At 45.4% G+C, this 14,241-nt stretch carries 7 protein-coding genes; 6 read left to right on the top strand and 1 reads right to left on the bottom strand.

The window, feature by feature from the left end:
- Positions 1-6: 6 nt before the first annotated feature.
- Positions 7-675, bottom strand: a complete 669-nt coding sequence (locus ABGV42_RS23490) for an HAD family hydrolase (protein WP_347383932.1) — start codon at positions 673-675, stop codon at positions 7-9.
- 521 nt (positions 676-1,196) lie between these two features.
- Here ABGV42_RS23490 and ABGV42_RS23495 point away from each other — a divergent pair.
- From ABGV42_RS23495 to ABGV42_RS23520, 6 genes are all read left to right on the top strand, one after another.
- Positions 1,197-2,135 (top strand): ADP-ribosylglycohydrolase family protein, encoded by a 939-nt coding sequence (locus ABGV42_RS23495; RefSeq protein ID WP_347383933.1) that lies wholly within the window; start codon positions 1,197-1,199, stop codon positions 2,133-2,135.
- Positions 2,136-2,189: 54 nt separating this feature from the next.
- On the top strand, positions 2,190-3,425 hold the full coding sequence (locus ABGV42_RS23500; protein WP_347383934.1) for an MFS transporter: 1,236 nt from the start codon (positions 2,190-2,192) through the stop codon (positions 3,423-3,425).
- Between the two features lie 436 nt (positions 3,426-3,861).
- On the top strand, positions 3,862-4,761 hold the full coding sequence (locus tag ABGV42_RS23505) for an RCC1 domain-containing protein (protein WP_347383935.1): 900 nt from the start codon (positions 3,862-3,864) through the stop codon (positions 4,759-4,761).
- Between the two features lie 338 nt (positions 4,762-5,099).
- Positions 5,100-8,399: a hypothetical protein gene (locus tag ABGV42_RS23510; protein ID WP_347383936.1), complete on the top strand. Its 3,300-nt coding sequence runs from the start codon at positions 5,100-5,102 to the stop codon at positions 8,397-8,399.
- Between the two features lie 31 nt (positions 8,400-8,430).
- Positions 8,431-13,251, top strand: a complete 4,821-nt coding sequence (locus ABGV42_RS23515) for an RHS repeat-associated core domain-containing protein (RefSeq protein ID WP_347383937.1) — start codon at positions 8,431-8,433, stop codon at positions 13,249-13,251.
- Positions 13,218-13,973, top strand: coding sequence for a hypothetical protein (locus ABGV42_RS23520; RefSeq protein ID WP_110757854.1), 756 nt, complete (start codon positions 13,218-13,220; stop codon positions 13,971-13,973). Before ABGV42_RS23515 ends, ABGV42_RS23520 begins: the two co-directional genes overlap by 34 nt.
- The last annotated feature ends 268 nt before the right edge of the window (positions 13,974-14,241 follow it).

The raw sequence follows: 14,241 nt of genomic DNA on the forward strand, positions 1-14,241 counted from the left end.
GCAGACCTAGACGGTGGTGACGAGGGGTTTCGAGATCAAATCGTTTAATTCGAGGTCGGTCAGGCATGACAGCCGTTGGTGAGGCATATCGAAATCCAGCGTTCCTGTTATGGTATTGGAGATTACGACACAGTGAATACCAGCTGCAGCAGCTGCACGTGCGCCGTTAGGTGAATCCTCAATCGCTACGGCTTCGTCTGCAGTTACTCCAAGCGCTTCCAGTGCTTGAGCGTATAATTCCGGGTCAGGCTTCACATGGGCCACATCGTCAGCTGTTCGAATCACTTCGAAGTAATCCTTCAGTTTCAGTTGTTCCAGATGCTGTTCGACCCACTCCCGTTTGGAGCTTGAGGCAACGGCCAGTTTTAATCCGGCCTCGCGTGCCGCTTCGAGGTAATTCTGGATGCCTGGTCTTACCTGCTCCTTGTTCATCAGTGCTGCATGCTGCAGCTGAACCGCTTCCCTGAACGCTTCCCGATCGATCGGAAGATTCAAATCTGTGATGAGGTACTCATAGGGATTGAATGTTTTCAGACTGGTACCAATGCATTGCGAATATATCTCCAGGGTCAAGTTCACGCCGTGTTCCTTGTAGGCATCACGAAAAGCGATATACCATGCTGTCTCCGTATCAATAATCGTTCCATCGAAATCAAAAACCAGTGCCTTAATCATAAATTTGTTCCTCCTGTTTCAGAATTTGTTTTGGGATAAAACAAAAGAAAAAATTGCAAATTTCCCCTTTGTTACTTTTGCGTTGCGGCAGATTAGTTGACGCGAATGCTTGTTGAGAATTATAAATGTGGAAAAATTTAAGCGTTGAAGCTAATAAAACCGTAACATGGGACAAACTTAGGGGTCAAGCGCGTCATGATTGTTCACATTGAAAATTTGCACATAAATGACGTGTTTTCAGAAAGTGGCGAAGGTGGCAAACCGTTATGACCTATGCATGTAAGCGGTGTACTGAAAAAACGGTTTTCTCCGTTGAAAAAAAATAAACTTTTTTTGCGATATGGAGAGATAACAAGCGTTCCACCTTTTTCGACACATTTATAATAGAAGAGAGCCCTTGAGAATTTGTACGATTTAAAGAAGCCAGGCTGCATCTTTTTAAAATTCTTTACGGCAGAACAGCCCTTGTGGGAGAATGGAAGAGATATGTTGAAAGTTAGGACGCAGAGGAGGGACCGGCGATGCTGGATAAGGATCGATTTAACGGATGTTTACTTGGACTAGCGGCAGGGGATGCACTGGGAACGACAGTGGAGTTTAGCAGCCCAGGCACATTTGAGCCTGTAACCGATATTGTGGGGGGCGGTGTGTTTGGCTTGGCTCCCGGACAGTGGACGGATGACACGTCAATGGCGCTATGTCTGGCCGAAAGTCTGGTGAGAAAAGAACATTTTGATCCGGCGGATCAGATGCGCAGATACACGAATTGGTATGAAGTCGGCTACATGAGCAGTACCGGAACATGCTTTGATATTGGTGGGGCCACGCGAAATGCGCTGGAGCGATTCAGGGTGACCGAAGAGCCTTATAGCGGATCTACGGATCCGATGACGGCCGGTAACGGATCAATTATGCGGCTCGCGCCTATTGCTATGGCATATGCCAACCATCCGCAGGATGCTGTGCATTATGGGAAGCTGAGCTCACGCACTACCCATGCAGCCACGGAAAGCGTGGAAGCTTGCGAGGTGCTGGCAGCTATACTGGTTGCAGGACTGCGTGGAGCGGACAAGCATACCATGCTGCTGTCGGAGACATGCCATCAGTGGAGAAGTGAGGCTTCTTTTACCCCAGCGATTGAAGAGGTTGTGCGTGGATCCTACCGCGATAAGGAACCTCCTGAAATTCAGGGGAGCGGCTATGTCGTCCGTTCGTTGGAAGCGGCATTGTGGGCTTTTCATAAGTCTTCCACGTTTGAAGAAGGTGCACTGTTGGCCGTTAATCTCGGTGATGATGCAGATACAACCGGTGCCGTGTACGGACAGATTGCGGGTGCCTATTACGGACGGAGCGGCATCCCCGCACACTGGCAGAACAAGCTTGCGATGCTGGAAACGTTTGAGTCGTTAAACGAGGCGATGTGGGTGAAGGCGGAAGGAATGTCTTCCAAGAATAATTAAGAAATAGGAATTACAACAGAGACAGAAGATGGAGACAGGAGAAGAGAACATCATATGAACAAGACAGAACGACGTGCTTCGAAATCGGGAAAAGGAGGGGCATTTCCGTTATCCCTTCTATGCCTGACGGTAGGAGCATTCGCTATTGGAATGACCGAATTTATCATTATGGGATTGCTGCCGAATGTGGCTGCCGATCTGCATGTGAGTATTCCGCAGGCAGGCCAACTGATTACGGGCTATGCACTGGGAGTCGCCGTTGGCGCGCCGATTCTGACCGTGTTTACCCATAAGATACCGCAGAAAAAACTGCTGGTGCTGCTGATGTGCATTTTTATCATCGGTAACGCACTATCCGTCATTGCACCAACGTATGGCTTGCTGATTTCGGCACGCATTTTGACTGCATTTGCACATGGTACATTTCTCGGCGTAGGGTCGCTCATGGCCACTCGTCTGGTTGCGCCTGAGAGAAGGGCGGGCGCGGTGTCCGTTGTGCTTGCAGGACTTACGATTGCAAACATTATTGGGGTACCCTTCGGTACATTTATCGGCCAACAGCTCGGATGGAGATCATCATTCGGGGCCATTACGATCCTGGGTATTGTCTCATTGATCGGCATCATTCGATTCATTCCGGTTATTTCGCAAGGGGAGCCTGCGAACCTCGGACAGCAGTTCCGTAATCTTGTTCGTCCTCAGGTGTTATTAATATTGCTCATTGGTGCCATGGGTTGTGGAAGCCTCTTCGCGGTATTTACGTATATTACACCCATGTTAGTGGATATCAGCGGATTTGCGGAGCAAAGTGTAACATGGATACTGGTACTGTTCGGCGTTGGTGTGACGCTCGGGAACATGTTGGGTGGCCGGCTGGCCGACTGGAAACTGATGCCGTCCCTGATGGTCAACTTCGGCGTGCTGGCTGTACTTTTGGCTGCACTCACTTTGACGCTGGAGAATCCATATCTGGCGGTCATTACAATCTTCTGCTGGGGTGTTGCGGCGTTCGGGATTATGCCGGGTCTGCAGATTCGAATCATGAATATGACTCGCGAAGCACCGCTGCTTGCGACCACATCAAGCCACTCCGCGTTTAACCTGGGGAATGCAGGTGGAGCCTATATTGGCGGGTTCGCGATTACGCATACGGGACTTATTTCCGTACCATTGTACGCATCAGTCATCGCGGCTCTGGGTTTGCTTGGGCTTGTGATCAGTCTGGGGATGGAACGCAAACAGCGTTTACCCGAAATCCCGGACGTTGTGGAGCCTGCGCCGCTCAGCTGAGTTTAGGGGAAGTAGATGGAAGGATGCAGCCTCTGCTCCGCAGTAATGTGGAGTGGAGGCTTCTTTGCAGTTTTAACTAGAAAAAGACAAACCATCCTGATTGAAGTATTATTGGTATAACATAACGGACACCATACAGGCCCTGAAAGGATCATTACAGTGAGGAAAATCATTAATTTTATTCTAGTTTTGCTGATCATCTGGGTAGCGCTACTGTATCCTTTTCGTTTGGCTTGGTTTGAAGGTGTGCTTCAGATTCCTGAAGATCTTCATGCTGTTTTCTTGGTTTTTTTATTCTTTGGATATCTGATTTGTTCCTCGGGCACAGGACTTCTTCTGGGCAAGATGTGCTTCAGGCGAAAAGAGGAGTAGTTCAGGGAAGTTAAGTTGAGAAATGGCTATCGCAAGAAACTTGCTTCAAGGGAGGTACTTCAGCATGGAACATGGTTCACTGAATCAAGCGATGTTAAAGATAAAAAAGTGGCCCAAAGATCCGATCGCGGCGGGACGCCGTCATACCGTTGGGCTTACATCTGACGGTCTGGTGATGGCTGTTGGTGATAATAAAATGGGTCAATGTGAAGTCAGCGGCTGGCGGGATATCATTGCGGTCGCAGCAGGTAATGTACATATGGCGACAAATACAGGCAATGTCCACACCATCGCACTGAAATTGGATCGCACCGTGGAGGCTGTGGGATGGAACAAGGATGGCCAGTGCGAGGTAACCGACTGGCACGATATTGTAGCCATTGCGGCGGGTTGGCGTCACACCATCGGTCTGCAGTCGGATGGTAAGGTGGTCGCTGTGGGTCGGCATCAAGAAGGTCAATGCCAGATAAGTAGTTGGAATGATATGGTGGCAGTAACTGCAGGAGACTGGCATACCCTCGGCCTGAAGGCAGACGGAACCGTGCTGGCTGTAGGGAATAACCGATATCGCCAATGTGAAGTCAGTGGCTGGCGTAATGTGGTAATGGTCGCTGCGGGTTATCTCCATTCCGCTGGTCTACAATCAGACGGTACGGTGCTCGCTGTGGGTAGTAATAAACATGGTCAATGCGATGTAGGCAGCTGGCACGGTGTCGAGGCGATTGCGGTGGGGAGTAATCATACCATTGGCCTGAAAGCAGACGGTACGGTTTCCGCTGCAGGCTGGAATACGTATGGCCAGTGTAATGTAAGTGACTGGCACGATATTGTTGCCGTAGCGGCAGGTTGTGCCCATACTGTAGGACTTAAATCAGACGGTACGTTGGTTGCTGTCGGAGATAATACATATGGACAATGTGATGTAAGTGGATGGCAAGGCATTCGTATGCCGGGGAATATTTAAGAAAGGATTCTTCGTGTAGCGTCACTCTGTCGTAGAAAGATGAATTTGAGTGCAGAGCAATATAGTTCGTAGAAGTCGCCAATATGGCGGCTTTTTTTGTTAAGGGAATTAATAGGATACTCTCCTTGCGTTAATTTGTCTGAATTGTCCAGTGTTGACAAATGGGATCATTAAATACTTGTTATCCGAATTTTAAAAGGAAAATAGTCCCTGAAAGTAAGGACTATCCTACTATATCCTAAAATTAGGAAAATGCCGATAATCATTTATTAGACTCCATTTATATCACTCTTAAGGTATCAAATGGATAAAAGACTTAAAGGAGGAAGGCAACTTTCATGAGTTTGAGAAAAAGTTTTATCGTTTTTCTGGTCGTTTTGTTCGTGATGGGGACTATTCTTCCGACAAGCGGATATGCGCTTTCGGATCAAGCAGATGCCATAATAATGACCGAAAGCAGCGCGGAGAATGTTGATGTATCTATGGAGGATTTAGCTTTACCAGACGCTGAAAATCTGGATGTTTTTGATCCGGACATTCACGAAGAACCAGAGGGTGTGGATGAAGATATCGAAGATCTAGAAGATACACCAACGGTAACTGAAGATACGTATGGTGAGGGTTTCTTTACGACTCAAGCCATGGCATTAGCTGAAGAGCAAGTTATTGTAATGTATCCTGGTGATTCTTATAGTTTCACGAATACTGGAACTCGCACTCGGTCCTTGAGCACAGATGCTGCCACATCGAGAAGCAGTTCTTATGACTATGTCGTATATAGAGCAGATGGAAGTATTTCAACAGATAACTTGAATTCAACGAGCAGCTTATCCGTAGGAGCAGGGTATACCGCTGTTGTGACTTCAAGTGGGAGCAATGCTTTTACAGCAGCTATACCGGCTGATTTCACCTATAATATATCCGCCAATCCTGCTTTAAACAAAGTAACTTTGTCTAAAGGCGAGAGCTATCGGTTCGTTAATGAAGGTACACAGTCGAGAGCCATAAGCGCGGACACGTCTACTGCTCAAGACCGAAGATATGACTATGCCATTTATCATGAAGATGGAAGTCTGGGTAGTTCAAATTTTGAATCAACCGGTAAACCTTACATAGGGGCAGGATACGAGCTCATCATTACAGGTGCCGGATCACAACCGGTTACCGTCGGACTCCCTTACGAAGTCTACAGTGGCGAGTGGAGCGATGAACCTGCGTATACCCGAGTGACGCTGGGTCAAGGCGAAAGCTACCAATTTACCAATATCAGCGCTAAATCTGATGCGCTCCAAAGTGATGGGTCCACCAAAGACAAACATGATTATGTCGTTTATCTTCCGGACGGGACGGAAAGTTCCACCGGGACGAATACATCGACTAAGCCCACGGTAGCTGCGGGGAGAACCGCTGTAGTGACCTTGGTAACAGCAACACCCGTAACGTATGGTGTACCGTATCGGACATTTGATGTTCAAAAGGCTGGTGGCGATGCCATTACTCGAGTTAACGTATATCCCGGAGAATCCGTGATTTTTCGAAATAATGGTTCCTTAGCCAATCCGATTAAAAACAATGCGAGCAGCTCAAACGGAGCCCTTTTTGATTATGTTCTGTACACAGCAGAAGACGTCGTTCATTCAGATGGCTTCAACAAAAATACAAATCCGATCATTCGTTCTCAGGGTTATGCAGTTGTGACCGTTGTCGGACAGGTCCCCATTGAGTTTAGCTACACGGATGATTTCTCGGTCGAAGACAGCATGGAACCTGCGTACCATCGGGTAACACTGAACCAGGGAGAAAGCGTGACATTCTGGAATAACAGTACCGACCGGGAATATCTCGACAGTGATGCGTCTACCAGCCAAGGGCGCATATTCGACTACGTGACATATTACCCTGATGGCACAGAACGGAGTACAAAAAAAGCAACGGCAGTTGAACCTGTTGTATTTTATGGGAACAAAGCTGTAGTTACGAATGTATCCGCTCAACCGGTAACCATAGGTGCGATTTACACGATTTTTGATGTAGAGGGTCGACCGAATGAAGCGCTAAGCAAGATTACCGTGTCTCCAGGCCAATCTGTAAAATTCCATAATGGCGGTTCACTTAGCAACCCGATCCGGAGTAATGCCAAGTCGGTAGGTTCTCTATATGATGTCGCGGTGTATAAAGCGGATGGTAGAGCACACAGTGACAAATTCAATAACAATGGTAGTCTCGCTACAATTCCATCCGGTGGTGAAGCCATCGTTACCGTAGTGGGAAGTACACCCGTATTATTCGAATACACGGATGATTTCTCTGTAGTGGATAGCCAGGAACCGGCTTATCTGCGTGTGACTTTGAATCAAGGGGAGAGTTACGCCTTCAACAATACGAGTTCAGATTCGGAAAGACTCCGAAACGATGCTTCCAGCAGCGCTGGACGAGTGTATGATTACACGATTTACAACGTAGATGGAACCGAGTCCAGTAGCAGAACAGCAACTGCGATTGAACCGACAATTTTGGGTGGCAAGAAAGTTGTCGTTACGAATGTCTCTGGTCAACCTATAACGTTTGGAGGAATTTACCGCGTCTTCCGCGGACAAGACGATGAAGTGCCTTCACCTGAATTGGAAATCACCATCAACCAAGGGCAGAGCGCAGTGTTTACGAATCCGGGTTCGGAACCTGCTGAACTTCAACGGATCGCAGGAGAAACTTCCGTTGTGGATTATGTGGTCTACGATAAAACGGATAAAGCATTGTACTTTGTGGAAGGTAGAAGTCATGCAACATTGGAGATTCCAGCGGGTGCAACGCTTGTCGTCACCGTAGTATCTTCGGAGCCGGTAACGATCCAATATGCCTCTCCTGTGACAGTCAGTTCGAGTCAGGAACCTGCACTCATCAAACGGGATTTGGCGCCAAACAACACGGTGTTGTTCTCGAATACATCATCCTATGAAGCAATGCTTGCGGGACCTCCTATAGAAGGAGGAGGCTATGATTACGTTATTCGAGACCAGAACCAAGTCATTGTTAGAGAAGGAAAGAACGCGACAGGAGCACAATTTGTGCCTGGGCATTCTGACATCCAGGTGCAGAACGTATCAACTCAAACGCTGCATCTTGTAGGTGCTTATCGCCAATTTGTGGTCAAGGAAGTGAATGTGGAGTTTCTGACCTTGTATGAGAGTGTAGAGACGGCGTTGCCTACTGTTCAGCAAGGCAATGTGTATTATCGTTTTTCCCCATACGGTACTGGTAAGTATCGGATCGCAATTAAAGAGTCAGGAGACTTTTCGATCGAACCTAGGCTTGAGTTATATACAGATAAGGAACTGAGCAATGCAATAGCAGCTTCAGTGGAACAGGAGCAGGTGTATGGTGAACAGTATACCGTGCTGGAGTGGGAGCTTCAGGGTGGACAGACCTATTATCTGAAGCTGAGTGAAAAGGATGGAAAATCAGTTCAAGGGGTCATTAAGGCTGCTCAAATGTACATTCGTAATGATAGCTCTTATGAATATGGCTATGGCAATCAATTGCTTAAAGTTGTGTTATTTACGGGAGATCAGATTGTATTTGAGTATGATCGCAATGGAAACCTGACGAAACGTACGAAAAAGATTTACCCCTTTAATTAATAATTGTCTAAATCTAGGTTGAGGTGATGGAGTGTTTAAGAAAATAACGATCATTTGGCTTTGCGCCATTTTGGTACTTAGTGGACTCGGTTCTTTTGGATATGGGGGACAAGCAGCTGCGGCAGAAGGGAAGGATTCTATTCCTTCTGCAACCTACATTACAATCCATAGTTTAAAAGAGCAATTTGGTATTGGAGAAGATTGGATTGTACAGAAACTAGATCAAGGGTACTCATTGTATCAACTGTACAAGGCTTTACAAACAGACCGCACAGGCGGCGAGGCAGCAGAGAAATGGCTAGAAACGCAAGAGACTAGTAAACCGATTCAAATGGAGGGGCTAAGCCCTTCCGGATCGCCACAAGAAAACACATTTTCAATTAACGCCATTGTAGAAGATGCTCCAGGTACCGGAACGACCGTGGATGAAACGGGGCTAAACCATGTCGATATCCGGGACGATGCATCACTGTACATGACGTCTTATGGAGCGGAATCGATTTCCACTGCTACAGGGGAGATGATGGTTAGTAGCACAGACCTCTCTCTACCAGGCCTGATTCCGTTTGATCTGACACGTATCTATGACAGTGCTAGAGCAAGTGGACAGCTCGGCGTTCAATACGACGAAACGACACAAACCTATTCCAATGTAGTCACGCCACGTAAGGAAGAACTCAATACGGGATTGGGACAAGGGTGGCGCTGGGATATACCCTACATGGAAACTCGCGGGGATGAACGGTTTATCCTTATTCCAGGCGTAGGTTATTATCGCCTAAACGCTAATCTTGAGCTTGAAGGTTACGTATGGAATGATTTAACCGTGAAGCAAGATACGACTGTGACTGTGGATGGTCAGTCCAGCAGTTACCGTTTGTCGATCCGGAATGGCTACGATTATTTGTTTAACGGAACCGGAGAGTTACTGCAAATTACAGATGGTTACCGGAATACGGTGGATTTTCAATATACAACATTGGATGGAAACCAAGTCATCTCCCGGATTCAAAATAGTGAAGGTCAGGCACTGACTTTTGCTTATGACAACCTGAAGGTTACCGTACAGCTTGCCGGAACGGACCGGAAAGTAACGTATACACAGCGGGAAGATGAAGGTATTCGCATTTTGCGAGAGTTTACCGATGCACTGGATCGGACAACGACGTATACGTATTACTATCCGGAATCCAAATTCAATTTCCTGCCTGAGCTGCAAAGCAATCAGAATGCGCATGGTATAATGCATACTGCTTTATTGTCGCGTATTACGAGTCCATCTTCTGCCATTACGGATTACGCATACATTCCGGCGATCAAGCAAATGGGTGATGCTTCTTCCTATTTCGTCTTTAAAGTGAGAGAGCGCAAGAGCCATTTCAGTACGACCGATGGCGAAGGTACGTTGGACAAAATCAACTTTGAGTATTCTGGAGAAGATCTGGACTCTTATGGCCAACCAGCCACATGGACAACGAAAATTAAGGCTGCACATACCGTGGATACGTGGACGTTCTCCAAAACGTATGGCGCTGCCACTGAGCCTGAACTGATTTTTGCAGATCAGCATACATTAACTGGTGATGACGCAACCTATACCACGACATTTCAATACGACAGCCAAACGAAACGGAATCTCCCGACCCTAATGACAGAGTGGGTCAGTGTAAGTGGTCTTTCTGGCGAGAAGCTGACTATGACTATGACATACGATACTAACGGTATGTTAACGTCAGCGAAGCAAAGCACAGGACAGGAATCCACCTTTGCTTATGAAACGGGAAAATCCCCCTACCATTGGGTTAAACCTGTTCGAAATACTACAAAAGTGAACAGTACGTTGGAGCAGTATAGTGAAACAACATACAATAATCAAGGTTCCATGTTACGTAGCACTATCAAAAACGGATATGGCGGACAAGTACTCTCCGATTCAGAAGTGAAGCTGGATGATAAAGGCCGCGTCATCAGCAAAACCAACAAAGGTGGTACGCTGGCCAAAGATCGTACTGTGACACTCATTTATCAACTGAGTGCAGGGCATCTGTTGGAATCGACTTCGCTGAACGTGCATGATGCCGCTGGCAAAGCAGAATCTCTAGTGGAGTCGTATAGCTATACGTCTGCCGGTCAACTGGAGACAACGACGAACGCTGCCGGTGAACAAGAAACGAAAAAATATGATCAAATTGGGCGTCTTCTTCAGATTCAACATGCCGATGGTACGCAATCAACGAACTCATATGATGATACAAATAACATCATTACAACTATGTCAGCCGACGGCTTAGTCACTTCACAGCGGTTTAATCCGCTTGGTCTACTTGTGGAAGAAGAAACTGCGGGTGCAACTTATAAATATGCCTATGATGGTGAAGGCAATGTGATAGCTTCGGAAGATGCCGAGGGTAATGTGACGAGGTATGTGGTCAACGCGTTTGGACAAAAAACGGAGACTCAATATCCAGATGGAACCACGGAAAAAACAACCATCGATCCTGTTGGACAAACCGTTACGTACCAGGACGCTTCAGGGTATCAAACACGCGAGATATTGGATATGCTGGGACGTACGACAGCATTAGAGGAGTATCGAGACGGCAAATTTACTCCGTTACAACAAAGTGAGTATGACCTAAGCGGAAACGTGACTGTGTCCATTGATGGTAATGGGGAGCGGACAACATATACGTATGATGCGCTTGGCCAAATCGCTACGGCAACCACGCCAAAACAAGAAACCAGTCGTTATTTTTACAACTATCTGGGGCAAGTGACCCAAGTTGTTTCTGCTAACGGACAAACGGTGACCAAACAGTATGATGAATTGGGCCGGATCATCAAGCAGACCCCACCGAAGCTGGATGGTTCTGCGACTACCTTCTATTATGATAAAAAGAGCAATTTGATCAAAAAGCAGGATCGGCTCGGGAAGATCACCGAGTATACGTATAATAGCGACAACATGCTTACAGGGTTCAAAGGTCCGGATACGTCTGTATCGTATACTTACGACGAGATGGGCCGTAGAACGTCGATGACGGATGATCACGGCAAAACGACCTATTCATACCGTGATACGGATGGTATGCTCAGTGGGCTCGCCTTCCCGGATGGAACCGAGCTGAAATATGAAAACAATACCCAGCAGCGGTTAGGATATACCCTTACTGATGCAAACGGACAATCCTTGCGGGTACACGGTGAATTGGACATGATGAACCGGGTCACTTCCATGGATATCACCTCAGGAACAGGGGGCGCTTCAGCGCTCGAAGCATCGGCCCAGACGCCTGTGGATCGAATGACCTTTAGTTATGCGTCGAACAGTTTGCTGGAAAACGTATCGTTTGGGAAAGGCCTTAGCACAAGCTATCAGTACGACGGATATGATCTGTCAGGAGTCACCGTTTCCCAAGGAACGACTTCAATGCACCAATTCGACTATCAATACGATGGAAATAAAAACACCACCTCTAGAACTCAAAATGGTACAACCGACCAGTTCACGTATGACGAGCTTAGTCGAATTCAAACAGAATCTGGTACCGTGCAGGAGACGTATACGTACGATGCGAATGGCAACAGGTATACTACAGGCAGCGGTAAGGTATACGGTCTGAAAAATGCAGAGTACACGTATGACAGTCAGAATCGGTTGGTCAATGCGACTGGTGAAGGAAAGACAATAACGTATAGCTACAACGGGGACGGTTTACTGTATGAGCGCACCGAAGGCGACCAAACTAACCGTTATTACTACGATGAAGAAGCTAAACTGATGGCGGAAGCCCAAGTGGCGTCCGGGAAGGCTGAACTGACCTACGCATATATCTATGATCTGTATGGAAAACTATGGGCGCGCCAGGACAAGCAAACTGGAAAATTGGAATATTACCAATTTAATGGTCATGGTGATGTAGTCGGACTTGTGGACGATACTGGTCAAGTGTTGAATGAGTATACGTATGACATCTGGGGAGGACCACTCACAACAGAAGAAACGGTCTCAAATGTACTCCGTTATTCGGGCGAGTATTGGGATGAAGCAGTAGGGCTACAGTATTTACGAGCCCGTTGGTACGATCCAGGCATGGCTCGATTTATTGGGGAAGATACGTATGAAGGTGAACTGGAAGACCCGTCAAGTTTAAACTTGTATTCATATGTAAGCAATAATCCATTGAAGTATGTAGATCCAAGTGGGCATAACAAGTTTGGAACAACAACTTACGGCAATTATGCTCATACAGCTTTACAGAATATATTTAAACTAATAAATTTATTCACTAAAACACCTATTGCATTTACTGAAAAAGGTGTTACTCTAACTAATGGTAAAAGAGGAAGAGTAGATCTAGCTTTACAAGTAAGTGAACATCAATATGAAATTTATGAACTCAAACCGATAACTTGGGCTAATAATGCAAAATTAACTGCTACAGGTAGGGACCAATTAAAATCTTATATCACTGGGATAATTGTAAATGGATTCAGGGGAGATACCTTAGCAACAGCAGTTGCTGGGACATCATGGAATCCTGATAATATTTCTATTCCAAGCCCATATAATTCAAAGAAAGAAATCGTCTATTACACATACTATGCGATTCATCCAGGTATGATATATTATGGGGAGAGGGATAAGAATAAAGTTAATCCTAATAAACTTCTAATTGAAAACATACCTGTCCCGAATGAATTTGACTTAATTGAAATTCTCAATAGAGTATTTTCTGCGGAATTTTCTCCAAATGGTTCTTTAAATCCAGATGGGACTATTAAGAAAAAAAATAACTTTGGAGGCTTACCTGCTCCTTGGGGAATTCCGATAATAATACCAGTAATATAGAAGGGACGATTCCATTGGATATCACCAACATAATTAAAAAAGAATTAGCTGAGAGACTTCATAAACTATCATTTGAATATCAAAATTCATCAATAAACCCCTGGATTTTCGTTAGATCAAGAGATGGTTTTTCAAAAGAGATTATTGAAATTGATTTGAGTGACTATCAATCTTACGCTATTCGTTGTACCTTTCAAACTGACCTCAAGTCAATCAGTAGTACTCAACTTGCTGAAGGTACAGTTCATGAATGGTATGTTTATAAAAACGAAGAAGAATTATTTTCTATTCTCAAACTATTCGGAGAAATTACGGAGAAGTTTGGGTTAGAATGGTTTGCAAAAAATGTAGCCAACCAACCTTTTACAATACCTAATTACCTGGAAAATGACTGGTTACAATCTATTGATAATTTCATTCAGACAAATCAACTCGAATTAGAAAGTTCTAGTGCACTGCTTAAACTGGATGAACTAATTGCACAGGGGTTGAATCCAAATGAGATTTATTTGGCGGGCTTTTGTTTTGGAGAGATGATTGTTAAACATTTTGGAGCAGTTTGGGAATTTGATAAAGAACAAGGCCCAATGATCAAAAATATCGGAGGTCTTCCAAATTTCAATAAAAGTCCACATAATTTGGTGGGAGCTGTATTGGGTCAAAACAACTTGACTCTACAAAGGTATTATAATGATATTAAGTTTGTAGTAGATCAATTATAATATAACCACAATGTTCATTCGCAAGAAGTTTAATGGTAATATTAATTCAACAAAACGCAAACACAAACAAACCGCCCGTTTAAAAAAATTGTCCATTTGGGTTGTACGCACATCAATTGCTTTAATTTTATATTCTAAATAACGCTACTTCTATACATCAAACAGGTTGATTATGGTCAGATACCACCGTAATTGACCTGTTTTTTATTATGACGGATTGTCAAGTCAAGTGCGACAGTTCCTCTGAAAAGGATTCATGAGCAGTTCT

Source organism: Paenibacillus pabuli (assembly GCF_039831995.1).
GTDB lineage: Bacteria > Bacillota > Bacilli > Paenibacillales > Paenibacillaceae > Paenibacillus > Paenibacillus pabuli_C.

Excerpts from the sequence above, each read along its gene's own strand:
- ABGV42_RS23490 (WP_347383932.1), bottom strand. The coding sequence starts at position 675 with ATGATTAAGGCACTGGTTTTTGATTTCGATGGAACGATTATTGATACG.
- ABGV42_RS23495 (WP_347383933.1), top strand. The coding sequence starts at position 1,197 with ATGCTGGATAAGGATCGATTTAACGGATGTTTACTTGGACTAGCGGCA.
- ABGV42_RS23500 (WP_347383934.1), top strand. The coding sequence starts at position 2,190 with ATGAACAAGACAGAACGACGTGCTTCGAAATCGGGAAAAGGAGGGGCA.
- ABGV42_RS23505 (WP_347383935.1), top strand. The coding sequence starts at position 3,862 with ATGGAACATGGTTCACTGAATCAAGCGATGTTAAAGATAAAAAAGTGG.
- ABGV42_RS23510 (WP_347383936.1), top strand. The coding sequence starts at position 5,100 with ATGAGTTTGAGAAAAAGTTTTATCGTTTTTCTGGTCGTTTTGTTCGTG.